Source organism: Massilia suwonensis (assembly GCF_042655665.1).
In the GTDB taxonomy this organism is placed as follows: Bacteria; Pseudomonadota; Gammaproteobacteria; order Burkholderiales; family Burkholderiaceae_D; genus Telluria; species Telluria suwonensis.
Window position 1 is genome coordinate 77,397 of the sequence record NZ_JBHSMR010000001.1, and the last position, 24,950, is coordinate 102,346.

Below are 24,950 nucleotides of genomic sequence, written 5' to 3' on the forward strand. Positions count from 1 at the left end.
TTCATTGAGTCACATCTTCTCGTTACGGCCGCGCGCTGTCAGCGGCGCCACCAGGTGCAGAAAGAATGTGGGTTGATAAATTTCATGGATGGCATGTTTGCAGGTTGGCGGCGCGCTGTCAACCGGAAGTGAAACAGGACCGCGACGGGGGAAGCGGTTCCGTCCGGCCATGAAGGAAGCGCTCGTTGCACGAGCGGCAGCAGATCCAGACAAGTCGATTATTCCGAACTTTATCTTTTCGGCGACCGTCTAAAAGTTTTTTGTTGTTAAAATTCTAATAAGTGATGAAATGATGAATAACACGAGCCCGAACAGCCAACCCCGCCCACTGGAATTGTGGGGCGGCCTCGAATGTACCGTGAACCGTGTGCAAGACGAATACTTCAGCCAGCTCGACCGTAACGGCCACGCGCTGCGCAACTGCGACATCGGGCGCTTCGCCTCCACCGGCATCCGCGCCATCCGCTATCCGATCCTGTGGGAACGCACCGCCCCCGACGGCATCGACAAGGCCGACTGGAGCTGGCCGGACGAGCGCCTCCCGCTTCTCCGCGATGCGGGCGTCACCCCGATCGCCGGCCTGATCCACCACGGCAGCGGTCCGCGCGACACCAGCCTGCTCGACCCCGCCTTTCCGGAACGCCTCGCCGAATATGCCGGCGCCGTGGCCGCCCGCTATCCCTGGCTCGAGTACTACACCCCCGTCAACGAACCCTGCACCACCGCGCGCTTCGCCGGCCTGTACGGCGTCTGGTATCCGCACGCGCGCGACGATAAAAGCTTCATCCAGGCCCTGCTGATCCAGTGCCGCGCCGTCGTGCTCTGCATGCGCGAAATCCGCAAGGTCAATCCGAACGCCAAATTGGTGCAAACGGACGACCTGGGTAAAACCTACAGCACGCCGGAGCTCAGCCGTGTCGCCGAGTTCTACAACGAGCGCCGCTGGCTGGCCTGGGACCTGCTGTGCGGCACCGTCGGCCCCGAACACAAGCTGTGGAAATACCTCACCGGCACCGGCGTCGACGTCGCCGACCTGCTCTGGTTCCGCGAGAACACCTGCCCGCCCGACCTGATCGGCGTGAATTACTACGTCACCAGCGAGCGCTGGCTCGACCACCGTCCGGAACGCTATCCGCAGCACCACCGCGGCGTGGCCGACGGCATTCCCTGCGCCGACATCGAAGCCTCGCGTGCGCTGGCCACGCCGACGGCCGGCATCGCGCCCCTGCTGACCGAGGTCTGGGAGCGCTACCGCCTGCCGCTGGCGATCACCGAAGCCCACATCGACGCCAACCGCGAAGATCAATTGCGCTGGCTGCTGGAAATCTGGCAGGCGGCCGAGAACGTACGCGCCAACGGCGTCGACCTGCGCGCCGTCACCGTCTGGTCCCTGCTTGGCTCCTTCGACTGGAACAGCCTGGTCACCCAGAACCGCGGCTATTATGAGCCTGGCCCCTTCGACGTGCGTTCGCCGATGCCGCGTCCGACCGCGCTGGCCGCGATGATGCGCGAACTGGCGTCCGGCCAGCCGCTGAGCAACCCGGTGCTGCGCGGCCAGGGCTGGTGGCGCCGTCCGAACCGCTTCCTGTGCCCACCGGTCGCGACTCCGGCCGCCCTGAGCTCGATCCCGGCACCGGCCCAGCGCCTGACCGGCATCAGCGCCGCGCCGATCCTGATCACGGGCGCCACCGGCACCCTGGGCCGCGCCTTTGCGCGCCTGTGCCAGAAGCGCAACCTGGCCTATAAGCTGCTGTCGCGCCAGGACATGGACATCGCCGACCCGGCTTCGGTCGAACGCGCGCTGGCCCACTACAAGCCTTGGGCGCTGATCAACACCAGCGGCTACGTGCGCGTAGACGACGCAGAGCGCGAAGCCGAGCGCTGCATGCGTGACAACACGGTCGGTGCCGCGATCCTGGCCGAGGCCTGCGCCCGCCACGGCGTGCACCTGACGACCTTCTCGAGCGACCTGGTGTTCGACGGCAGGAAAGAAAGTCCGTATGTCGAAAGCGATCCGGTCACGCCGCTGAACGTCTACGGCCGCAGCAAGGCCGAATCCGAGCAGGCCGTGCTGGCCGCGCATCCGGGCGCCCTGGTCGTGCGTACCAGCGCCTTCTTCGGTCCCTGGGACCGCCACAACTTCGTCACCCTGGCGCTGAACGCGCTGGAGCGCGGCGAGACCTTCGCCGCGGCCGACGACATGACCGTCTCGCCGACCTATGTGCCGGACCTGGTGCACACCTGCCTCGATCTCGCCATCGACCGCGAAGCCGGTGTCTGGCACCTGAACAACGCCGGCTGCGTCACCTGGTACGAGCTGGCCAAGCTGGCGGCGGACAAGGCCGGCATCAGCGCCGCGACGCTGGTGGCGCAATCGTCCGGCACGATGGGCATGGCGGCGCCACGTCCTGGTTACAGCGTGCTGCACAGCGAACGCGGCGTGCTGCTGCCGAAGCTGGAAAATGCGCTGGAACGCTATATCGAACTGCGCGGCGTCGACGATCCGGAGTACGAAGAGCTGGTCAAGACGATGGAAACGCGGGTGCCCGCCGCCGCCGGCCATCGCCAGCTGGAAGAAACGCCGGCCGAAGCGGTGGCCGGTCAGCTCTGAACGTAAGTCTGCCTGTAGATCGGCGGCACCTCGTAGGGCTGCAGCTTGCCCATGAGGGCCGCCACGACCAGGCTCGAGACCAGCGCGCCGGCGCATAGCGGCACGACCAGCGCCGCCGTTCCCGCGCGCCGCGCCAGCGCGCAGCCGAGGTGAGCGAACAGCGCCAGCACCGCCAGGAAATAATAGGGCACGAAAAACAGCTGGTAGGGCCAGACCTGCAGCCCGGCAGCCGCGAAGTGGACGTTCGTGTCCAGATCCAGCACGGCGCGTCCAAACAGGACCGCCGACACGTGAATCAGCAGGAACAGCGCGAGGTAGACGCCGGACGCCGCCTGCAGCCGCGCGATCGGGTCGCTGCGGCGCTTCCCCATCAGCATGCGCAGGCCGCTCGCTGCCTGCGCCAGCAGCGCCAGCAAGAGCAGGCCTTCGACCAGCGGCTGCCGGTACACCAGCCGCACCGCCTCCATGAAGCGCAGGTGCGCATCGATGCCTTGCAATGCCGCCAGGTGGTTCGCCAGGTGCATCAGGACGAAGATCCCGACGAGCAGCGCGCCGCCACGGTGCAGCTTGCGCACGGTCTTCACGCCATTCTCCTTTCCAGCACCAGGTGCAGCGGTTCGCGCGGACGCAGCGTGATGTTGAATACCGGCTCGGGCGGCGCCATGCCTGCGGGTGCGCGCACGGCAAAACGCTGCAGGAACATGGCCGCAATGACCGTCATCTCGGTCAGCGCCAGGTGCTGACCGATGCACACGCGCGGGCCGGTACCGAAAGGCATCCAGGCGCCGCGCTCGATCTCCGGGGCGCCGTCGGCGAAGCGCTCGGGGCGGAACGCGTCCGGCTCCGGAAACAGGCGTGCATCGCGCTGCATCAGGCCGAGCGGCACCGTGAACATGGTGCGCGCCGGGAAGCGCCAGCCGCCGAGCGCGACCGGTTGCCGGGTGCGGCGCGTCAGCAGCACCGGCGCGGCCGGATACAGGCGCAGGGTCTCCTGCAACGTGCGCGTCAGATAGCCAAGCTGCGGCAGGTCCGACGCGGCCGGGACGCGGCCTTGCAGGACGGAGTCGACCTCCTCGCGCGCGGCCGCTTGCGCCGCCGGGTTGGCGGCCATGCACCAGGCCCACCAGGTGAGCGTGGCGGCGGCCGTCTCGTGGCCGGCCAGGAAGGCCGTCATGCATTCGTCGTGCACGGCCCGCAAGGGCCAGGCGGCGGGATCGGCGCGGTGCAGACTGAGGAGCCGGGTCAGCAGGTCGGCCGGCCACTCCTCCTGCGCCAGCGCCAGGCGCGCCGTCACATGGCGTTCGATCAGGCTGCGCAGCACCCGCATCGCGCGCCGCTTCGTTCTCTTCCAGGGCATCCAGTCCGGCCAGCTCGCCGGCCAGTACATCTCGGCATTGCCCGCCACCGAGACCGTGTGCACGGCGCGCTCGGCCAGCCGCGCATCGGCCCCAACCGCGCTCGAAAACATGGTGCGCAGGATGACGTCCATGCCGAGCGAGGTGAAGGCCTGTTCGATCGGCCAGCCTTCCGCGCCTGCCTGCCAGCCCTTGAAGGCCTGCTGCGCCGCCGCCGCGATGACGGGCACGAAGGAGTGCGCCGCCCTGGGCGTGAACGCGGGCTGCAGGGCCTGGCGCCGCGTGCGCCACAGCGCGCCTTCGGCCGTCAGCACGCTGCGCCCGTGCAGTTGCGACATGACCGCGATGCCGCTCTCCCAGCGCACCAAGTGCGCGTGCTGCGTGACCAGCAGTTCGCGCACCAGGGCCGGGTCGGTGAGGACGATCTGGTGCTCGGGCCAGATGCGCAGGTGGACGACGTCGCCATGCTGGCGGCGCCACTGCTCGAGCGAGCCGAGCGGGTCGCGCGACATTGCGCGCAGCAGGCCCCAGCCGGTGAGACCCGGCGCCGGCCCGGGCGGCCAGGACAACTGTGCCGGCGAATGGTCGAGGGGCCGTGGTGCTGCGCCGGCGTGGAAAGGACATTGAGAAGTCGTGTCGGGTTTCATGGCACCGATTCTCCAGCGTCCCGCACGACGGGTCTTGTACGAAAGCGACATGCAGAGAGCATGACATTTTGACAGCACTTCCTTGCTATACTCGGCGTTCATGGCCGCCCGACCTCACATGTCGCCACCCTCCCCGCTCGAACGCGCGCCGCTTGCCCCGCGCACGGACGGCACCGCCCTCGAATGGCTGCGGCTGGCGCCAGCCTCCTTGCAGGGCGCGCTGCTCGCACTGATCACCCGCGACACGAGCGGCCTGGCGCTGAGCGATGCGCAGCGTCTCACCCACTTTCCAGCCTCGCCCTTCGTCACCCTGTCCTGGTTCCGCGGCGCCGACGTGGGCCTGGTGACGAACGAGCCGTGCTGGTCGCCCTTCGGCGCGCCGGTTGTCGTCTCCGGCACGCAGTCGCACCCGTCGGTGAGCTGGGCGCCGACCACCGGCTACGGCCACGTCCTGTGCTTCAATGCCGATGCGGCGCAGGCACTGTTCGGGCTGGATCTCGCGGCGATCCAGGACCGCTTCATCTCCGTCGACGAGGCGATCGGTCCCGCATTCGCACCGCTGTGGGCCGATCTTCTGGCCAGCAGCGACGCCGACATACCCGCCGTACTGGAGCGCCACCTGGCCCGGCGCTGGCAAGGCCTGCAGGGACGCGATTCAGCCCGCCCTTCGCTGCAGCAGTTGGGGCGGCACTGGGTCGAGCGCCTGGCCTGGCAGGCCGGCCAGTGGGCGCGCGTGCACAGTCCGCGCCACGTCGAGCGCCGCGTGAAATCCTTCAGCGGCAGGTCGCTGCGCGAATGGCAGTCCATCGTGCGCACCGAAGGCCTGTTCTTCGCCGCGCGCGAACGCCACGAAGCCGGCCTGCCTTTCGACTGGCCCGCGCTGGCGCTGGACCAGGGTTTTACCGACCAGGCGCACATGATCCGCAGCGTCAAGCGCATCACCGGCTTTTCGCCGACCGAGTTTGCCCAGCGTTTTACGGACGACGAATCGTTATGGATGTACCGGCTGTGGGTGTAGGGCACCGGTTGTAAGCCTCCTGATTTGTCTCAAATTACATGAAAGTGGATCTGAAATGTTGCCAGCTATCATTGACTGTCGTCGATAAATTAGCTGAAAATCAATAGCAACAAATCAACAAGGAGTTCATCCGTGCACACGTCCGCTTTCCTGTTCGCCCTCGGCATGGCCTTCGGCTGTTCTTCCGCCCTTGCGCAGGGAGTAGGGGCGGCAGCGGGCGAAGTGACCCTCAAGCTGCCCGGCGGCGGCACCTATATTGGCACGGTCACCAATGGCGTCCCCGACGGCAAAGGCTATTTCAAGGATGCCGATGGCATGCAGTACGAGGGCGAAGTGCACATGGGGCAGCGTACCGGCGTGGCCGAGGCCCTGTACCCGAACGGCAACCGCTATAAGGGAGAATGGAAAGACGGCAAGCCGGACGGCAATGGCACCATGACCTACATGCTCGGCGGGAGTTATGAAGGCCGCTGGAAACAAGGCGTACGCGATGGCCGTGGCATCATGACCTTTGCCGGCAGCGGCCGCCGCGCCGAGGTCGGGTTCATGGAAGGCGAGCGCGTCGACATCAAGTCGTCCGTCCCGGAACCGGAACCGCCAAAGGAACGATACGCACTGCGCGACGCCAATGCGAAGATCGGTTCCCACTTCTCGCACAAGATCAGCACCTCGGCGATCCCGCTGAACGTCGGCTGGGAGCAATTGACGCCGGCGCAGCAGCGCATCGTCCGCGACGACTTCCCGGCGCTGGACGAGGCTGACGAACCGCCTTATCCGGTCAAGGGGCCGCAGACATTCTTTGCCAGGCTGGCCGAACTGGGCGGAAAGTACCAGCTCCACGAGGACCTGCGCGTCTACGTGCTGATTGGCGCGGACGGCAAGGTGGTGTCGGTGACCTCGATCGGCATCGAGGACCCGGAAGCAAGGCGCCTGGCCGGAGTGCTTGCCGGGCTGGTGAAGTACAAGCCGGCGCGCTGCGGCGGCCAGCCTTGCCAGATGATATTTCCGTTCAACGTGCGCCTGAGCGTGACTTACTAAGCGGAAATCCGAGGGCAGCCCCTGCTGCCCCGCTGCGGCCACGCCGGGCCGCCGTTATAAAATGCCAATGCCAGTCAACAACCGCAAAGGCCGCCCTCCGTGCAAGAGCAACACGCTTTCCCGTTTTTCCGGGAAATCATCCTTTTCCTGATCCTCGCCGGCATCCTCATCCCGACCTTGCAGCGCCTGCGCATCAACCAGGTGCTGGGCTTCCTGGCGGTCGGCGCCATTGCCGGCCCCTTCGGGCTCGGCCTCCATGCGGCCGAATTCCCCTGGCTCGCGTGGCTGAGCTTTCCCACCGGCCCGGGCGTCTCGATGCTGGCCGAGATCGGCGTGCTGTTCCTGATGTTCATGATCGGCCTCGAACTCTCTGCCGCGCGCCTGTGGGCGATGCGCGCCTGGGTGTTCGGCGGCGGCACGGTACAGGTGCTGGCCACCGCCGTCCTGATCGGCGCCGCCGCCATGTTCCTTGGACTGCCCTTCCCCGCGGCCGCCATCCTCGGCGCCGTGCTCTCGCTCTCGTCGACCGCCGTCGTCATGCAGCTGATGAGCGAGCAAAACCGGACCGGCAGCCGCCTGGGCCAGGCCGCGTTCTCGATCCTGATGCTGCAGGACCTGGCCGTGGTCCCGATCCTGGTCATGATCGGCGTGCTGGCGCGCGGCAGCGGCGACGGCGTGGCGACGCTGGCGCTGGTAACGATGGCCAAAGCGGGCGGCGCCATCGCCCTGATCTACCTGGTCGGCCGCCGCGTGATCCACCCGCTGTTCAAGGCTTTTGCGCGCCACCGCCAGCCGGACGTTTTCATGGCGCTGATCCTGCTCAGCACTTTCGGCATCGCTGGCCTGTCGGCGGCGGCCGGCCTGTCGATGGCGCTCGGCGCCCTGATCGCCGGCCTGCTGCTGGCCGAGACCGAGTTCCGCCACGAAGTCGAGCTCATGGTCGAACCCTTCAAGGGCCTGCTCATGGGCCTGTTCTTCATGACGGTCGGGATGGGCATGGACACGCGTCAGCTCGCCGAGGCGCCGCTGTGGCTGGGCGCCGTCGTGCTCGGCCTGGTGCTGGTGAAAGCGCTGGTCGTCACCCTGCTGCTGCGCGCCGGCCGCCTGCCTTGGCCGCGCGCACTCGAGGGCGGTCTGCTGCTGGCGCAAGGCGGCGAATTCGCCTTTATCGTGCTGGGCGACGCGATCAACGCGAAGCTGCTCGACCCGGGCCTCGGCGCGCGCGTGATGCTGGCCGTCGGCCTGTCGATGTTCATCACCCCGCTGCTGGCGCGCCTGGGCCGCAGCATCGGCGAGCACGCCGAACGCGCCGCCGTCGAGACCGCGGCGAAGCACGACGAGGCTGCGCTGGCCGCCGGACAGGGACAGATCGTCATCGCCGGCTTCGGCCGCGTCGGCCAGCAGCTCGCCAAACTGCTGACGGCCCAGCACATCCCCTTCATCGCCTTCGAGAACGACGCCGCGCTGGTCTCGAAATTGCACGCGCAAGGCATCCCGGTCTACTACGGCAACGCCGCGCGCCCGGAACTGCTGCGCCTTGTGAAGGCGCAAGACGCGCCGGCCATCGTGCTCACCATGGACAATCCGGCCTCGGCCCTGCAGGCCGTGCGCGGCATCCGGCGCGAATTCGAACACGTGCCCCTGTTCGTGCGCTCGCGCGACGAACGCCACGCGCGCCTGCTCAAGCGCGCCGGCGCGACCGTCGTCGTGCCGGAGACGCTGGAAGCGAGCCTGCAGCTGTCGGCCTTCGTGCTCGAAGCGATGGGGCTGGATGAGCGCACGGTGGACGACATCGTCGACTACGAACGCGACCTGTTTGCGGAGCAGCTCAACGATGCGGGCCTGCGCGAACCGGGGCACCGGACCTGACTGGACGGCCAGCTATAATCGCGGCTCGACAAGCTTGCATAAAACATCATGACCGATTCCGCTCAAGCAGGAAGCGCCGCGAAGGCGCTGGGACATATCCGCGTACTCGACCTGTCGCGCGTGCTGGCAGGTCCCTGGTGCGCCCAGAACCTGGCCGACCTCGGCGCCGACGTGATCAAGATCGAGCGTCCCGGCTGCGGCGACGACACGCGCGCCTGGGGCCCGCCCTACGCGCGCGACGCGCAGGGCAAGGACACGGGCGAAGCGGCCTACTACCTGTCGGCCAACCGCGGCAAGCGCTCGGTGACGGTCGATATCGCCAGCCCCGAGGGCCAGGCCCTGATTCGCGACCTGGCGCGCCATGCGGACGTGGTCCTCGAAAATTACAAGGTCGGCCAGCTGAAACGCTACGGCCTGGATTACGAATCGCTGAAGGCGGTGAAGCCGGACCTGGTCTACTGCTCGATCACCGGCTTCGGCCAGGACGGGCCATATGCGCACCGCGCCGGCTACGACTTCCTGATCCAGGGCATGGGCGGCCTGATGTCGGTGACGGGAGAACGCGACGAACTGCCCGGCGGCGGCCCGCAAAAGGCCGGCGTGGCCCTGACCGACCTGATGACGGGCATGTATGCGACCATCGCCGTGCTGGCCGCCCTGACCCACCGCGACCGCACCGGAGAAGGCCAGTACATCGACATGGCCCTGCTCGACACGCAAGTCGCGATGCTGGCCAACGTCGGCAGCAATTACCTCAACAGCGGCAAGGCGCCGCAACGCTGGGGCAACGCGCACGCCAACATCGTGCCCTACCAGACCTTCGCCTGTTCGGACGGGCACATCATCGTCGCGGCCGGAAACGACGGGCAGTACCAGAAGTTCGTCGACGCCGGCGGGCGGCCGGAGCTGGCGCTGGACCCGCGCTTTGCCACCAATCCGCAGCGTGTCGCGAACCGCGACGTGCTGGTGCCGCTGCTGGCGGAGATGGTCGCGACACGCACCCGCAATGAGTGGATCGCCGCGCTGGAAGCCGTCGGCGTGCCCTGTGGTCCGATCAACGACGTCGGCGAAGTCTTCGCCAACGAGCAGGTGCAGGCACGCCGCATGGCGGTCGAGCTGCCGCATCCGAGCGCCGGCAAGGTCAAGCTGGTGCGCAGCCCGATGAAGATGTCGGCCACGCCGGCGACGAGCGACAAGGCGCCGCCGCTGCTGGGCCAGCACACCGAGGAAGTGCTGCGCGATGTGCTGGGCCGAAGCGGCGAGGAGATTGCGGCGCTGCGCGCACGCGGGGTGGTGTAAGGGGCGCGTTCTACACGCCTGGTACGGCGGGCGGCGCTGCCGCCCAGCGCTCGCTGCACCGGCTACGCGTTTGCGTAGGCCGGCGATGGCTTGCTTAGTGCAGCTTGTGCTTGAAGTCGGACAGCTCGGCGTGCACGCGGGTGACGACCGCCTCCAGGTGCGCCGGCATCTGCGGGCTGGAACGGCTGATGCGCTTGGCTTCGTCGCCCATGTCTTCCATCCTGTCCACGGCCTGGACGATGCGCGCCTCGTCGTTCGACTGCATCACATCGCGCGCCTGCTTCACTTCGCGCGCAATGCGCTCGATACAGTCACGCATCTCGGGCGGCGTATCCCGCGACGCCTTGCAGGCCTGCTCGGCTTCGCCGATGGTCTGCTGCAGGTGGCTGTATCGTTGCTGGATTTCATTGGATTGCAGCATGATGACCTCCTCAACATAAAGAGAGCAGGTCATTTTAGCGCTGGATCAAAAAGGGGCGCGCGCGGTGGCAGTTCGTGCATTAATAGTCGAGTAGCCTCAGTCGGCGCAATACAGAACTTACTTCAAGCTCAAATAGAGCAAGCCCTTGGCTGAACCATTGCAGATGAACCCACCCACTCGTTGCCCAGTTTCCCTCAGCTTTCCATGTGCTGCACGACAGTTATAGTGGCTGGATAAGTCGACAGAAGCATTACGATGCTGACTCAGCAACGACCGAAAATCTGAGGAGATCCAGGGTCGTGCTGCCTCGGGTGCAATCCATACGGTTCCTGACTTCGCTCTTTTCTTAAATTCGGCTTCGTTGAGACCAGGCACCTCGGCGACAAGCGTCACGAAATCCGTGGGGCCTTGGACTGCTCCGACGTATTCCGGCGTTCCGAAAATCTCCCAGCGAATTGCCCTTGGCGCTACATCGAGCTCGACTATGTTGTGCAACGCATCAACGTCATCGGAGATATTTCTGCTGTCAGTCACCTGACAGCCGGCAAGCAAGATGCAGAGGCCCAACCGAGTCAGGCGCGCGATTGCCGGCTTCACCTAGGCACCTTTGCGCCGAATCTCCATGAGGCCGCCCATGGCGTCGAAATAAAAGTAGTCGCTCTTATGTTTCGAAAGACCGCCGATGCCAGCGCGCGTACTGCCCCGCACGTAACACATCATCCCTTGAGACTGCTCTTCGATGCGCAAGCATTGCGCGTCCTTTGCTTTGTCGGCAGGCCACCACATTTGCTCCCAGAATGCAGCCTTTTCCGAATCGCTTACGAGCCTGGCACCTGCGATTTCGTTCGAGCCGTGGACACGTACCTTCCATACACTCCCGGTTTTCTTCACAGTCCAGACCGAGTCGTTCTTGATGCGTGTGAAGTCATGCGTAAAGCTTCCGACGAGAGGATCGGTGCCGGCGCTCACACCACCTGCAAACGCCCACAAACAGAAAACAGTCAGCAAACGATTCATTTAAGTCTCCTTTTTGTACAAGATGAGAATTACGATGGGCGTTGCTAGTTTTCCTGGTTCTCTTCCCACTGCCAGAAGGTCTGTCCATAGGATGAGTTCACGCTCGGAGCGATTTCACCGGCAGAGAAAAATCGACGCGATCCGGGCGCAGCGGGAGCGAAGTAATAGCCTGACTGGACGAAGCGATCGCCAGACGCGACGCGATCAGGTATCTGTGCTTGGGTGGTGTCCGTCTCGGCAGACGTATCGAGCTCCTCGAATTCGTTCGGGACGATATCGACCAGTGCCCAGCGGCACGGCTTCTCGGTGAAAGCAGATCGTGCAACCGCCGATGGAGCGAGTGACGGATACGGTTCATCACCCAGGTAAACCGAATCGTGGAAAAGCTTGGCGTACGGTTCGGATGTCGCAAAGGCGAACATTTTTTCATCATCAAGCCACAGCGATTTCCGCCCGACCGCAGCGAATGCGGCGAGGCCGATTTCGTTGAACGTATTCGCCATTCGAAGCTTCACCCCATCAGACCCGCTCCATACGAACTGTAGCGAGGCATGGGGATCATCGAGTGCCACGTATACTCCGGTCCTCTGGGGCAGCTCCCCGGCAAGGACAGAGAAGTCGGGGCGCACCTCAAATTTTGGCATCCGCAGCATTTGGCGAGCGAATGTTGGATACACATAAGCAAAGCAATAGTCGTCCCACCTGTTCTGGTAGGGGTTAACGGCGTCATCGTATTGAGATGCATATTCGCTGATCGTTGCTGTTGCCAACTGCAGAATTCGCTCTTCGTCAGGGGTAGCCCAGTCCATAGAGTACTCAGCCACTCCACGCAATGACTCGTTAACAGCTGTACGTCGAAACTTCTCGGACGTTCGCAACGCGATATCTTTAGCAAGGGATATCTGAAGGTCATTTAGAAACGGCCATGCATTATACTCCCAATTGCGCGCTGTATTACGATCGCCCCATACTTCGCTCACCAGCACTTTGTCCCGGCCTTGCGTCCTCGCTGTTTCTAGCAACGGACCTACCAAACCGCTGATAAGCTCACCAATCAGTTTATGCAATCCTTTTAGATAATCGACGGACGTGAAGTGATATAACATTGCGGCTTGCGCCTTCTGCCACGGCGTCAATCTTATTGGTGCAATTACTTTTGCCATAGAACTCACCGGTCACTCCGCATTAGTGCAGCCGCCCAGGCAGGTCGGGAGGCCAATCTTTAGAAAGGATTAAAGGCAAATTTACATGTAAAGATCTTCAATGCCAAGAGCGCAGGATCGACCATTAGTAAGGGATGAATATGTTCATGGTCGTATTGAACAGTATCACTTGGTGTTTTCCAGATACTGAAGGAATACCTCCTTGATTTCCTCTTTTGTCAAATGCGGAGACTGCAAAACGGCAGCAAGCTCCTTCCGCGTAAGGGGATATTCCCTTAACGCCCGGTTCAACGCCTCCTTGTCGAAGGCGCGAGCCTCGAGAGGATCAATCTCAGTTGGATCGGTTAAATCGCGTAGCGTCAGAGGCATACGATCAACGTTGACGTACACCTTATAGCGTGTAAATCCTTCGGGAAAACTCTCTTCAAAATAGAGCGTCGTTCCGGGTGGGAGTGTATGCAAGACCTTGTCGCTTCGATCACTCGAAATTATCAACGGTTGAGTTAAGGTGTGGACCTTGACAAGCCGCTGCCCCTTCCAGATGAGCATCGACGCAGCGACAATGACGAGCGCAGACAGAAATCCTGACATGAAAATTCCTGTGGCTCTCATTGTTTCTCCCCTATTTATAGAAGCGTCAGGGCCGAAAAATATGCGAATTGCGGGTACCGATCTAGCAATAGCGCGCCTATCAAGTCACAACGCCGCTTTCTTGGTTGTCATCCCACTGCCAGATTGTCTTTCCGTAATCTGAGCTCAGGGATGGAAACTGTTCGCCATACTGGAAATGGCGGCGTGAACTTACCGCTGCTGGAGAAAAATAGAACCCGTCTTTCGCACACAGTTCACCGGCAGCACAACGCAGGGTTTCCTGTCGAGTTTCGTCAACTTCAGGCTCGATCGGCTCGTACTCATCTTTGGCAAGCTCTACATAGCACCAACGTGACGGGGCTGAGGTGAAGGCGTTTCGCGCAACCAAACTCGGAGCGAGTTCTGCGGTCTTCGAATCTTCAAAAAAAGAATCGTTGATTAAATCCGGATTCGACAAGTTGCCGAGGACAAAGCGAAGCATGGCTTCGCCGTCCCTCCATAATCCCGCTCTACCAACTGCTGCTAGCGCGGATTTTCCCGTAGCGTTAAAGGTGGTCGCGTCCAGGAGCTTGCCAATGGGTGAGCCCGTCCATGCGAATTGAAGTGTCGCGTCCGGATCGTCCAGCGACACGTAGACACCCGTCTTGGGTGGCATTTGGCCACTGTGCGCAAGAAGATCAGGACGAATCCTCATTTTTGGTAAGACGGGGAACTGGACCGCATGGTGTTCCCATGCCAGTGTTAACCCAAAGTCGTCCCATCTAGTTGCGGCCGTCGTCCGGTCCGTCGTCTCGTCGATGTATCCGGCATACTTGTATAGTTCTGCGAACATCTCATCAAATTGGTCTTGTTCCGTCGAAGTAGTCCATTGCATCGAGAATTCACTCATCGCCCGGGCGCATTGATATGCACCCGTCTTGTGGTATATGTTTGATCTTTGGTCAACAATACTCTGCGCCACAGACCGCTGAAAGTCGCTCAGCAAAGGCCAGCCGTTATTTGCCCAGTTTTCTCCAGTATTGCGGTTACCCCACTGCTTACTTCTGAGATATACATCCCGACCTTCCGCATCGCTCGTATCCAAAATTCCTTCCGCAAAGATCCTTAGCGCACGCACACGATCTCGCAATCCTTCGAGATAACTCGACGATGCAAAATGGTAAAGCAATACCGCTTGTTTTTTATGCCATTGAGACAAATTCATTCTTGACTTTCCATTATATGTTCTATACAAAACGTTGAAATCAGCCATAGTAAGGCGGGATTATTTTTGCAAAACCGTTGACTGACCTGGCAGATTTGGAAGACCAATCTTACCCGCGAATCCAGCGCCTTCGAAATCCGTATATCCCCAACCCGTCTCAAACGGCCCACTAATGTTTGGATGGGTTATCGTTTCCCGTATCGATACATACTCTTTTTTCTGAACGTCCGAGAGCTTGTTGAATTCTGTTTGCGATATGGCTTGTTGCAATATATTTTTTTGACCACCCTTCAGCTTGTAAAAGCGCACCACATCGTTTCTCGAGTCTGTTCGCGCAACATTAAAAACAATCTGCTCCCACCCTCCTTCAAGATGCGCATCCGGCAAGAATTCTTTAGTTTGTCCGGAAGCGGGTCCCCTCCAGACTTTGAGAGACTCTCCGGGCTTTATGTCGTAAATTACGAATTGACCGTTTGCGTTCCAATCCGGCCATACTGCGAGAAACTTACGCCACGCCGCCCTGGGGTCAGAGGAGTTTTGAATGTCATTAAAAACTTTTTCACTCACCCAGCAGTCACTCATTGCTCTACTGTTCGGCGACAAGATCCGATACAGGCGTTCCGGCCCTTTAATCTCAGCGCTGGCCAATTTATGGAATGACTGTATATTTCCGTCTGTTAGATTCGGCCACCCATCTTTTACCTTGGCCGCTACAACAGGTCTAGCCGAAGCGACTTTCGCCTGGGCCCACCTCAACGAAGCTCCGTCACTGAGCCACGTCGGACGTGTTCTTGCATTGCGCATCAAGGAAACTGCTTTTGCCTCAGGCAAGGTCCCTCTAAAATGCACGTTTCTTACATCTACTATTCCCTTCTGCTGTTGTAATGCTTCGCGCTCCAGTTTCATTATCGCGGAGTCGACTACGTGTTGCACCGGCTTTAACGCTTCTGCAAAGTATTTGTCCGCTTGCATACGAATCCTCTTTACTTCGACCAAGGCTTGTTTTGCTTTGCTCCCTAAAATAGGAACCAACTCAACCTTATTGGCCATTACTTCCACGACCTTGATTGTCCTGTCAAAAGCCGCAGTCAACTCGCCCACGTTGATTTTTGCACGAACCGCTTTGATCTCTGTGGCCAGCCACTTCAGAACCTCGTCGACCTTGTGAGCCTTCAAATATTCTTGCACCTTGCGTCGACGCAGGAATGAGATTATCCAGCTCATGGCAGCTTCGACACCTTCCGTTATCTTGTCTGCGCCACTTCTTCTAACAAAACCAAAAAATATTTTAAGCACACCCTTCACCAGCGAACCTAACGCTGGAAACAATCCGATAAGCGTCAGTACAAGCGCGACCCAGTTCCACACATCAGTATGGTTCTGAGAAAGCTTGCGGCAGTTGGCGATGAGATCTCGCAAGTCGCAGAGCTGATCGACCAGAGGTATCATCGAGATACCCGCATCTACGAGAATTTGGGACGTCGATCTGCTTTCGTTGAAGTCCCCTTCGATAGCCTCCCAGAACCATACAAAAGGGTTCTTGCTCGGCTCGTCAGGTTCAGCGTCATCTGTCGCCCACGCCAGTGCGTCGCGCATTTGAGTTGCGTTTACCTCTGCCATAAAGTTCCTTTCGATAGGAAGCAGCGACATTCATGGGGGCCGATCGTCAGCCAAGGATTTTCTCTAATGGATCGTGAGACTTCTCTTTCGTTGGCGCACGCGGCTTATACACGACTTTCTTGACAGGCTCCTTTAAGACATTTTCGTGAAGGGCTTTACCATCCTTGTCGAGCGTTCCCGACAATACTGTTCCCTTCTCGAAATGGATCTGATAGTCGACCTCAGGTATCCCTTCCGCCAGTTCCGGATCGAGATAGTGCAAGGCGATCCAGTGCTTCGCCTCTTCGCTTAGCTCGCCAGGCAAATTCAGCGAGTTGGCAGCCTTGCTCGCGCCACTATCGAAGAAGTGCTTCCCACCCTTCACCGAAAACTTCCCCGGACAAGCAAACGTAATATCCCCACCCTCCAGCGTGATCGCCGACTGCCCGGCCTGCAGCACGATCTTCTGCTTCGCCTTGACCTCGATGCAGTCGTTCACCGAGATCACCGTGATTTCCTTGTCCGCCAAAATCTCCAGTGCATCCGTATGCGCCTGCAGCGACAGCGGACCGTTGCCGGCGATCGCCTGGATGCCTCCGGCATGCGTGAACAGGCTGGCCGAGCCACCGGCAACCGACGACACCGTATGCGCCGCCGTCATGTGCGAGTCCGACTGCGTGGTCCAGTGCAGCTGCTGGCCCGCGTAAATGACCGTCGAGGCCGGCGTAGCCCAGTTGATGCTGGCGGCCGAGTCCATCAGCACGATCGATGAGCCGAATTTCTCGACCGGCTGTTCGCTATCGAGCTCGCGCGAACCGCTTCTCGCTTTCAGGGCCGCATGCCCATTGACCGCACCGGCGAACTTGCCCCTCTCCTTGGGGTCGATCTGTCCGATAAGGTCGGCCTCGGCCTTCAAGGCATCCGCACTGAACAGCGCCTGCTGCTGCGCCGCCGCGTCACCCAGCGTCTTGCCAAGCGCCTGCGCGCCCTTCAGCAGCGAGACCGCCTCCGCTGCGTCCATCTGCGTCGACGTCACGCCGCAGCCCTGTCGCGTTCGCGCGCTGGTCGAGAGCAGCACGCCCTCCCCGCCACGCACCACGGCCCAGGCGTCGGTGCGCAGTTCAAAACCGCTGCCGCGGTAGCCGCCGCGCTGGGCGGAGCCAGGGGATTGCTGGATCAGGTAGCCGAGGTTCAGCTGGGTGCTGGCGGTGCTGGTCGCCAGTCGCGTGCGTACCTGGCCCTGCGTATCGTCGAGCTGCCATTGATTGAAGCCGCCGCCGTCGAAGTTGTGGCTGTGGATGCCCGACAGGGTGCCCGGATGCTCGACGCCGGAATCGATGCCGGCCGAGAAAGGCGGCAGGTCCGAGCCGGTGAACAGCTGCGCCACGATCACCGGGCGGTCGATGTCCCCTTCGATGAAATCGACCAGCACCTCGGTGCCGATGCGCGGGGCGAACAGCGTGCCCCAATTCGGGCCGGCCAGCGCTTCGGCGACGCGTACCCAGGTGCCGGAGCGCTCGTCGCCGGGAGCGCAGCCTGTGCTGTCCGTGTCGTGTTCCAGGCCGCCGGCGTTCGGGCGGACGCCGCGCTGCCAGGGGAACTGGATGCGCACCTGGTGATCGCGCGTGGTGGTCGATACCGCATCAAGCAGGCCGACGACGATCGCGCATTGCGGTCCCAGCGCCGTGATTTGGTGAGGCTCCGCCGTCAATGCGGGCAAAATGGCCACCGTATCGCGCACGCAGCCAAAGCGGTTGCGGTAGGTGCCGTTTTCGATACCGGCCCGCGCGACCTGCGCGATGCCGGCATCGAAGTTGTTGCGCGCCTCGTGCTGCACCCAGAGCACGGTGAAGGCATTCTCGCCCTCGGGATAGCGCTCGTGCTGGGTGAGCTGGAAGGCGTGACCGGCCGCCAGCCGGCGCGCGGCGCCCGTGCCTTCGAACTGTTTGTTCTCGAGTTCCAGCGCCTGCAGCATCAACTCGCTGTGCGTATCGGCGGCGCTGCGCCCGCTCGCGATGCGTTCGCCGCTGCCGTCGTACAGCCAGAGTGCAGGCAGATCTCCCGCGTCGAGGTTCGACTGCTGCTCGCAGCCTGGCGCCATCAGTTGCGCGGGGTCCCAGCTGCTGATCGCGACGCCGTTGGCGGCCACGCGGCGCTGCGCGCTGAAGCTGTCGATGGCGTCGTCGCGTTCGGTGGCGCGTACGGCGTGGAAGCGGATAGTGTCGTCGCCGGGCGTGGCGGGTGGAACGGCGCGGCTATCAAAGATGATCAGGCGATGACGGATCTCATGTTCGAAGCGCCAGCTCAGGCCTTCGGAGGCCAGCAGGCGCACGAAGAAATCCAGGTCGCTCTCGCGGTATTGGGTGCAGATCGCGCGTTTCGGCAGCTCCTGCGTGAGCTCGAAATCGAAGTCGACTTGCGGATAATCGGCCAGCAGTTCGGTGACGATGTCGCGGACGTTCTTATCCTGGAAGATCCAGCTGTCGCGGCGCCGTTCCAGCAAGGCCAACGCCGGTTCCAGCCGCAGACGGTAACGGGCGACGCCGCCGTCGGCGCCGAGCCAGGCCGCTTCAAGGCACAGGCCGTGCCAGGCGCGGCGGCTGCCGTCGGGCTGCAGCAGCGTGAGCGTGAGCTCTTCGCCGATAAAGGCGTCGATGTCGAGATCGGTCGAGGTGCTCAGGACATCGACGTCGAAGCAAAACAGTTCGTTGAGCGCCTCGCGGCCGGTGAAGGCTTCGGCCGCCAGCGCTTCGGGCAGCGCGCTGTCCTGGCTGGTTTCAAGCGTGATGAGCCGTGCATGCTGGCTCAGGCCTGTGCCGAACAGGCCAAGGGTGGGAAAGCCGGGCGCGTTCATGCGCACTCCTCCGTCTGGGATTCGACGGCAAGCAGGACGCTTGCCAACCGTCGATGTTACCGGACGTAAAGAGGACGAAGATGCCTGCGGGCATGACCCGCATCAAGACTCGCGCGGGTTCAGCCGGGCGGCGCGGCGGTGGCGGGTTCGAGCGGCGCCAGGCCGCGCAGGCGCAATGCGATCAGCATGGCGCCGACCAGCACGGCGCCGAGCAGGCCGACCACGCCGCTCCAGCCGCCGTGTTCCCACACGTAGCCGCAGAACCAGCCAACCACGCTCGAACCGAGATAATAGAAGAAGAGGTACAAGGCCGAGGCCAGCGCCTGCGGTGCCCGCGCGCGCCGTCCGACCCAGCTGCTGGCCACCGAGTGCGAGGCGAAGAAGCCGAAGGTGTAGAGGCCGACGCCGGCGACCACCGCGACGAGATTGCCGAACAGCGTCAGCAGGAGCCCCGCGAACATCACCGACATCACCAGCCACAATACGTTGCGCCGCCCTAACCGGTCGGCCAGGCGCCCGGCCCAGACCGAGCTGAAGATACCTAACAGGTAGAGCACGGACAGCGCGCCGACCGCGCTCTGGCGCAGGCCGAATTCCGGTCCCAGCAGGCGGTAGCCGATGTAGTTGTACAGGCTGACAAAAGAGCCCATTAGCAGGAAGGACAGCGCGAATAGCCAGGGCAGGCCGGTGTCGCGCGCATGGCGCCGTACGCCGTTGACCAAGCCGCCGAAGCCGCCCTGCCCGGGCCGGAAGCGTTTCGAGGCGGGCAGGCTGCGCCAGAATTCCCAGGCCGCGTACAGGCCCGCCGCGCCCATCAGGCCGAGGGCCATGCGCCAGGACCAGAAGTCGCTGATGAAGGAGGCCAGCACCCGCCCGAACATGCCCCCGAATGCGCTGCCGCTGATGTACATGCCCATGGCCAGGCCGAGCGAGGTCCCTTCGATCTCTTCGCTCAGGTAGGCCATGGCGACGGCCGGCATCCCGCCCAGCATGAAGCCGAGCAGCGCGCGCAGGATCAGCAACTGGTTGTAGTCGCTGGTGAAGGCGGCCAGCAATGTCAGCAGGCCGCCGCTGAGCATGGAGGCGGCCATCAGGGGCTTGCGGCCGAATCGTTCGGACAGCACGCTCGAGACCAGCAGCGAGACCGCCAGTGCGGCGGTGGAGATCGACAGGGCGAGGCTGCTTTGGGCGGGCGTCAGGGCGAAGTCGCGCGCGAGCAGGGGCATCAGGGGCTGGACGCTGTAGAGCAGAGCGAAAGTGGAGAAGCCACCGAAGGCCATGGCGCGGTTGACGCGTTTGAAATCGCTGCTGCCGGCGGCGATGGGGGGAGAAGACATGGGCACATCCTGGAACTGGACTGCTCATGATAGCGAAAAATGGGAGGGCTCGTCGGCGGAGGGGCGGTTTGGGAGTGTGTGTTTACGATGATGCGGGCGACGGTTGAACGCGTGGGCGGGGGACCCGCCCACCTTACGTTCCTGCGCTTAGGGCGACGTTTTGCGGGCATTGGTGGGCACGGAGCGCCCACCCTACGGCGGATTGCGATCACGGGCGTATGCAAACCGTAGGGTGGGCGCCCCGTGCCCACCGCTCCAAAGCCGGCGTTACGGATACTCGGTATCGAGCTCCGACCCCGCATAGTTCTCCAGCTCCGCGATCAGCTGCGTCATCGGCGCCTTGGTGCGGATGCTCTGCAGGACCGTGCAGTGTTCGCGGTAGGTTTGCACGCGCTCGGCGATGATGGCCTTGTGCGGCGCCGGTACCTTGTCGAGGAAGGCGGCCCAGCCGGTCTCGTAGTCGGGATTGTTCTTGCGGACCGCCTTCACGAAGCGCTCGAAGTCCTTCTGCCCTGCCCGCGCATGGATCGTGCCGCCGTCCACCGCGAAGATGACGGCGAGCGCGATCACGCCTTCGGCGTTCAGGTCCGGATCGTTGATCGGGCCTTCGAAGTGGTTCTTGCGCAGCCACTTGGCCGCGTTGACGACCGCCTGCACGCCTTCGCGCTGGCGCAGTTGACCCAGGTAGCGCTCGTAGCCGCTCCAGCTTTCGCCCGGATCGGCGGTGCAGATGTCGACGAACAGCTCCTTCAGGCGGCGGCCGGCGTAGACCGGGTCGTTGTCGTATTCGCCGACCAGGCTGTCCTCGGGCAGCGCGGCCAGTTCGCGGATCATGCGAAAGCCCGCCTGGAACACGTACTCGGCGCCGTCCGCGATCAGGATGTCGAGCGCGGTCTCGTCGCTGTCGTCGTCGACCAGGTGCTCGAGGCCCAGCGAGACGCCGCCGATGGTCAGCATCTGCGCACGCTGGATGCCTTCGGCGGTGCGGTCGTTTGTGAACTTCTCGGCCACCATCGCGGTGATGGACGCGAGTTCGTCGGCCAGGCCGATCGCCTCCTCGGCGTCGGCCTGGGTTGCGGCCAGCTTGATCGCACGGATCAGCCGGGGCAGTTTTTCAATGACGATTGCAGGCAGCATCGATGGCGATCCGGTCACGAGAAGATGTCCGTGCCCATGCTCTTGCGCGTGCTGCGCCTTGGCATGGTGCGCACCGACGGCACCTGCTTGCGCAGGCGGTACAGCAGGTCGCGCGTGCTCCGTTGCTGGAAGTCCGGGTCTTCGTCCGGGTCGTCCGGGAATTCGGCGTCGGCCATCTCGGCGCTGTGACGGAACTCGGGGAAGAGCTCGATCAGCGAACGCTCCCAGCCGTCTTCGCTGGCTTTCGCCAGGTCGATGGCCAGCGGCACGATGTCGCTGTCGGACGAGGTCTGGCCCGTCACGTAGCGGCCCTTCGAGATGATCTCGCCTGCCACTTCCAGGATCTCCTTCGGCGCCAGCGACCACAGGATCGCGAACACGGTGGCGCCATGGTCGGTGGCCGAAGCCTCTTGCAGCAGCTCGTGGCGGCGGTCTTCGTCCTCGGTCGCGTAGACGACGCCGTGGACGTGGTTGAACAGACCCTCGGCGATGCGCTCGGGGTCGTCCTCGATCATGTTGTCGGGCCAGGTCGCCGCCATGTAGGCCAGGCTCTCGGCCCAGGCTTTAGGAGGCACCAGCATGGTGGCCAGCGAAGTCTTGGCGCCGTCGAAGCCGGCCAGGTGCAGGGCCGTCACTTGCGGTGGCAGCGTGGACAGCACTTCGGCCACGGCGTAGTCGCCGTGCTCGTCGGCCGCCTGCGAGAACGCCTCCTCGGCGTGCTGCAGCGAGCCGGCCAGCACCAGTTCGCTGACCTGCTTGGTCAACGCGGGCAAATTAGCTTTGTCGCTCATTCCCGTTCTCCTTCGGCGTCGAAGATCTGCGTGAAGTCGTCCGACGCCATCGTGTCGTCGTTCTCGTCCTCGTCGTCGCCCTCGTCGCCCCGGCCGAGCTGCTCGAGCGACTGGTCGTCGTCTTCCCAGCGGCCCTGGTGCTTGAACAGGAAGGCGGTGATGATCGCCTGGCGCGCCAGTTCAGGGTGGTTGTCCGTCATCGCGGCATACATCGCGGCGCCGTCCTCGCCCGTGCACTCGGCCATGGCGAAGACCTTGGCAGGATCGTCACCTTCGTAGTCGGCCGCTTCGCGCAGCAGGCCTTTCGGGTCGATGAACTTGATCTTGTCAACGAGGGCGAAGGCCATCAGGTTGACGTCGTCGATGCCGGAACCGCTCGCGTATTCCGAGACCAGGGCGTCGACCATCATCTGGTAATTCTTCTTGTTGGGCGGATCGCCCAGCGTGCCTTCGATCTGGCCTTCCAGTTCGCGCGACTGGTAGGCGAATTCGGGATGTACTCTTTTCATATTGTGTCCTGTAATGGGGAGCTCAGCCCTGCAATGTGACGCCGTTCAGCGCGAACAGCGAGCGCCACAGCTCGAAGGCTTCGGCTTCGGCGTCGAGCACGATGCGGTGGTTCACGCTCTGGTTGTATTCTTCGCGCTTGGTCCGGTCCGACAGGATCTCGTAAGCCTTCGTGACAGCCTTGAAGCGCGCTTCCGCGCCCGGCGCGTCGTTGCGGTCGGGGTGATAGCGCATCGCCAGCGAGCGGTAGACCTTCTTGATCTCCTCGTCGGTGGCATTCGGCGCGACGCCGAGGATCGCGTATAAATTTTCCACTTTGGAACTCTCCGGCTGGGGCCGAACGAACGGCAAAAACGAGATTATCCTATAGAAAACGCCAACATGACAGGGACGGCAAAGCGCGGCGGCACCGTCCCCTGCCCTTGCAAGCGGGCCGATGCGCCCCAAGTATGTTCCTTGCATAGCGCGCGGACCGTGCGCTCCACCACATAGGCGGCCCCTGGCCAGGCCGTGTACGGTAAAATGCCGTTAACTTTACCTATCCAAAACACCATTCATGAGTAACGACAAGAACAAGGCGGCGGCTGCCCCCGTGCCTCCGTCAAATTTCCTGCGCGCCATCATCGACAACGACCTGGCGGCAGGCACCCACAAGCGCGACGGCATGCCGCCGGTGATCACCCGTTTCCCGCCGGAGCCGAACGGTTACCTGCACATCGGCCACGCCAAATCGATCTGCCTCAATTTCGGCCTGGCGCGCGACTACGCCGGCCGCTGCCACCTGCGCTTCGACGATACCAATCCGGAAAAAGAGGACCAGGAATACGTCGACACCATCATGGACAGCGTCAAGTGGCTCGGCTTCTCGTGGGAGCAAGGCGGTGAACAATACCTGCACTACGCCAGCGACTATTTCGACAAGCTCTACGAGATCGCCGAATACCTGATCCAGAAGGGCCTCGCCTACGTCGACAGCCAGAGCGCCGAAGACATGGCCAAGAACCGCGGCAACTTCGGTACGCCGGGCACGAACTCGCCTTTCCGCAACCGCCCGATCGAGGAGTCGCTGCAGCTGTTCCGCGACATGAAAGCCGGCAAGTACAAGGACGGCGAGCACATCCTGCGCGCGAAGATGAGCGAAGACGCCATGTCCTCGCCCAACATGACCAACCGCGATCCGGCCCTGTACCGCATCCGCCATGCGCACCACCACCGCACGGGCGACGACTGGTGCATCTACCCGATGTACGACTACACGCACCCGCTGTCGGATGCGATGGAGTCGATCACCCATTCGATCTGCACGCTGGAATTCCAGGACCACCGCCCCTTCTACGACTGGCTGATCGCCACCGCGACCGAAGGCGGCTTCTTCACGCCGCCGGTGCCGCGCCAGTACGAGATGTCGCGCCTGAACCTGACCTATGTCGTCATGTCCAAGCGCAAGCTGCGCCAGCTGGTCGACGAGGGTATCGTCTCCGGCTGGGACGACCCGCGCATGCCGACCATCGTCGGCCTGCGCCGCCGCGGCTACACGCCGGAATCGATTCAATTGTTCAGCGAGCGCATCGGCGTCTCGAAGTCCGACGGCTGGATCGACATGAGCACGCTGGAAGGCGCGCTGCGCGACGACCTGGATCCGAAGGCGCCGCGCGCGATCGCCGTGCTGCGCCCATTGAAACTGATCGTCGAGAATTTCCCGGAAGGCGAAGCGCACGAGTGCAGCTCGCCGGTCCACCCGCACCATCCGGAATGGGGCGTGCGCACTTTCCCGTTCACGCGCGAACTGTGGATCGAGCAGGAAGACTTCATGGAAACCCCGACCAAGGGTTATTTCCGCTTCACCCCGCCCGTGGGCGACCAGCCGGGTTCGCGCGTGCGCCTGAAATACGGCTACGTGGTCGAGTGCACCGGCTACGACAAGGATGCGGACGGCAAGGTCACCGCCGTGCGCGTGAAATACTTCGAGGATTCGAAGTCGGGCACGCCGGGGGCCGACAACTACAAGGTCAAGGGCAACATCACCTGGGTCAGCGCCGCGTCCGCGCTCGAAGCCGAGGTGCGCCTGTACGACCGCCTGTTCCTCGATGCGCACCCGGATGCCGGCGGCAAGGATTTCAAAGCCCTGCTCAATCCGAACGCGCTGGAAACCGTCACCGCCTACCTCGAACCGGGCATGGCCAACGCGCAGCCGGAGCAGCGCTTCCAGTTCGAACGCCATGGGTATTTCGTGGCCGACCAGGTGGATTCGAAGCCGGGCAAGCCGGTGTTCAATCGCGTGACGACGCTGAAGGATAGCTGGGGCAAGTGATCGTCCACACGGACGATTAACGCCTTTCAGCTGTATTCCAGCATCCCGCCCCGGCCTGGCCGCGGCGGGATTTTTTTTGGCAACGTGCGCTCCTCTGCAACTAGCAGACCTGAGAGGTTTCATGCAGGAGCCATCTAGAGGATTCTGATATTTATCAAATAAGTCGGATTTCGATTGATGG

General features: G+C 62.8%; 21 protein-coding genes. 6 read left to right on the top strand and 15 right to left on the bottom strand.

Annotated elements, in window-relative coordinates; translation table 11 throughout:
• Positions 1 to 292: 292 nt before the first annotated feature.
• Complete coding sequence (locus tag ACFPQ5_RS00390; protein WP_379751607.1) at positions 293 to 2,611, top strand: family 1 glycosylhydrolase; 2,319 nt, start codon at positions 293 to 295, stop codon at positions 2,609 to 2,611.
• Here the strand turns inward: ACFPQ5_RS00390 and ACFPQ5_RS00395 are convergent.
• Together ACFPQ5_RS00395 and ACFPQ5_RS00400 are read right to left on the bottom strand one after the other, a co-directional pair.
• A complete protein-coding gene (locus ACFPQ5_RS00395; RefSeq protein WP_379750787.1) occupies positions 2,602 to 3,195 on the bottom strand; it encodes a hypothetical protein in 594 nt (197 codons plus the stop codon). The two genes, ACFPQ5_RS00390 and ACFPQ5_RS00395, sit on opposite strands and share 10 nt — an antisense overlap.
• Positions 3,192 to 4,613 (bottom strand): cytochrome P450, encoded by a 1,422-nt coding sequence (locus ACFPQ5_RS00400; RefSeq protein WP_379750789.1) that lies wholly within the window; start codon positions 4,611 to 4,613, stop codon positions 3,192 to 3,194. The genes ACFPQ5_RS00395 and ACFPQ5_RS00400 overlap by 4 nt, the downstream gene beginning before the upstream one ends.
• A gap of 118 nt (positions 4,614 to 4,731) precedes the next feature.
• Here ACFPQ5_RS00400 and ACFPQ5_RS00405 point away from each other — a divergent pair, with 118 nt between their 5' ends.
• The 4 genes from ACFPQ5_RS00405 to ACFPQ5_RS00420 all read left to right on the top strand — a co-directional run bounded on the left by ACFPQ5_RS00405 (position 4,732) and on the right by ACFPQ5_RS00420 (position 9,837).
• Complete coding sequence (locus ACFPQ5_RS00405) at positions 4,732 to 5,631, top strand: AraC family transcriptional regulator (protein WP_379750791.1); 900 nt, start codon at positions 4,732 to 4,734, stop codon at positions 5,629 to 5,631.
• 132 nt (positions 5,632 to 5,763) lie between these two features.
• Positions 5,764 to 6,669: an MORN repeat-containing protein gene (locus ACFPQ5_RS00410; RefSeq protein WP_379750793.1), complete on the top strand. Its 906-nt coding sequence runs from the start codon at positions 5,764 to 5,766 to the stop codon at positions 6,667 to 6,669.
• Between the two features lie 99 nt (positions 6,670 to 6,768).
• On the top strand, positions 6,769 to 8,538 hold the full coding sequence (locus tag ACFPQ5_RS00415; protein ID WP_379750795.1) for a cation:proton antiporter domain-containing protein: 1,770 nt from the start codon (positions 6,769 to 6,771) through the stop codon (positions 8,536 to 8,538).
• A 48-nt stretch (positions 8,539 to 8,586) separates the two neighbouring features.
• Positions 8,587 to 9,837 (top strand): CaiB/BaiF CoA transferase family protein, encoded by a 1,251-nt coding sequence (locus ACFPQ5_RS00420; protein ID WP_379750797.1) that lies wholly within the window; start codon positions 8,587 to 8,589, stop codon positions 9,835 to 9,837.
• Positions 9,838 to 9,931: 94 nt separating this feature from the next.
• Here ACFPQ5_RS00420 and ACFPQ5_RS00425 read toward each other — a convergent pair whose 3' ends face one another.
• The 13 genes from ACFPQ5_RS00425 to ACFPQ5_RS00485 all read right to left on the bottom strand — a co-directional run bounded on the left by ACFPQ5_RS00425 (position 9,932) and on the right by ACFPQ5_RS00485 (position 22,773).
• On the bottom strand, positions 9,932 to 10,258 hold the full coding sequence (locus ACFPQ5_RS00425; protein ID WP_379750799.1) for a hypothetical protein: 327 nt from the start codon (positions 10,256 to 10,258) through the stop codon (positions 9,932 to 9,934).
• Positions 10,259 to 10,375: 117 nt separating this feature from the next.
• The gene (locus tag ACFPQ5_RS00430; RefSeq protein ID WP_379750801.1) at positions 10,376 to 10,855 is read right to left on the bottom strand and encodes a hypothetical protein; all 480 of its coding nucleotides are present in this window, start codon (positions 10,853 to 10,855) and stop codon (positions 10,376 to 10,378) included.
• Complete coding sequence (locus ACFPQ5_RS00435; RefSeq protein WP_379750803.1) at positions 10,856 to 11,275, bottom strand: hypothetical protein; 420 nt, start codon at positions 11,273 to 11,275, stop codon at positions 10,856 to 10,858. It lies immediately after the preceding gene.
• A 44-nt stretch (positions 11,276 to 11,319) separates the two neighbouring features.
• Positions 11,320 to 12,438 carry a hypothetical protein gene (locus tag ACFPQ5_RS00440; RefSeq protein WP_379750805.1) on the bottom strand — a complete coding sequence of 373 codons (1,119 nt, stop codon included), beginning with the start codon at positions 12,436 to 12,438 and terminating at the stop codon, positions 11,320 to 11,322.
• Positions 12,439 to 12,603: 165 nt separating this feature from the next.
• Complete coding sequence (locus tag ACFPQ5_RS00445; protein ID WP_379750807.1) at positions 12,604 to 13,029, bottom strand: hypothetical protein; 426 nt, start codon at positions 13,027 to 13,029, stop codon at positions 12,604 to 12,606.
• 100 nt (positions 13,030 to 13,129) lie between these two features.
• Positions 13,130 to 14,233, bottom strand: a complete 1,104-nt coding sequence (locus tag ACFPQ5_RS00450) for a hypothetical protein (RefSeq protein ID WP_379750809.1) — start codon at positions 14,231 to 14,233, stop codon at positions 13,130 to 13,132.
• A 60-nt stretch (positions 14,234 to 14,293) separates the two neighbouring features.
• Complete coding sequence (locus ACFPQ5_RS00455; protein ID WP_379750811.1) at positions 14,294 to 15,853, bottom strand: hypothetical protein; 1,560 nt, start codon at positions 15,851 to 15,853, stop codon at positions 14,294 to 14,296.
• Between the two features lie 46 nt (positions 15,854 to 15,899).
• Positions 15,900 to 18,686 (bottom strand): type VI secretion system Vgr family protein, encoded by a 2,787-nt coding sequence (locus tag ACFPQ5_RS00460; RefSeq protein WP_379750813.1) that lies wholly within the window; start codon positions 18,684 to 18,686, stop codon positions 15,900 to 15,902.
• 119 nt (positions 18,687 to 18,805) lie between these two features.
• Entirely contained in the window at positions 18,806 to 20,023 is a 1,218-nt protein-coding gene (locus tag ACFPQ5_RS00465; protein ID WP_379750815.1) for an MFS transporter, read from the bottom strand.
• 267 nt (positions 20,024 to 20,290) lie between these two features.
• Complete coding sequence (locus ACFPQ5_RS00470) at positions 20,291 to 21,160, bottom strand: hypothetical protein (protein ID WP_379751609.1); 870 nt, start codon at positions 21,158 to 21,160, stop codon at positions 20,291 to 20,293.
• Positions 21,161 to 21,174: 14 nt separating this feature from the next.
• The gene (locus ACFPQ5_RS00475; RefSeq protein ID WP_379750817.1) at positions 21,175 to 21,951 is read right to left on the bottom strand and encodes a hypothetical protein; all 777 of its coding nucleotides are present in this window, start codon (positions 21,949 to 21,951) and stop codon (positions 21,175 to 21,177) included.
• The gene (locus ACFPQ5_RS00480) at positions 21,948 to 22,460 is read right to left on the bottom strand and encodes a hypothetical protein (RefSeq protein ID WP_379750819.1); all 513 of its coding nucleotides are present in this window, start codon (positions 22,458 to 22,460) and stop codon (positions 21,948 to 21,950) included. The genes ACFPQ5_RS00475 and ACFPQ5_RS00480 overlap by 4 nt, the downstream gene beginning before the upstream one ends.
• Before the next feature lie 22 nt (positions 22,461 to 22,482).
• Complete coding sequence (locus ACFPQ5_RS00485) at positions 22,483 to 22,773, bottom strand: DnaJ domain-containing protein (RefSeq protein ID WP_379750821.1); 291 nt, start codon at positions 22,771 to 22,773, stop codon at positions 22,483 to 22,485.
• A gap of 241 nt (positions 22,774 to 23,014) precedes the next feature.
• Here ACFPQ5_RS00485 and ACFPQ5_RS00490 point away from each other — a divergent pair, with 241 nt between their 5' ends.
• Positions 23,015 to 24,769: a glutamine--tRNA ligase/YqeY domain fusion protein gene (locus ACFPQ5_RS00490; RefSeq protein ID WP_379750823.1), complete on the top strand. Its 1,755-nt coding sequence runs from the start codon at positions 23,015 to 23,017 to the stop codon at positions 24,767 to 24,769.
• The last annotated feature ends 181 nt before the right edge of the window (positions 24,770 to 24,950 follow it).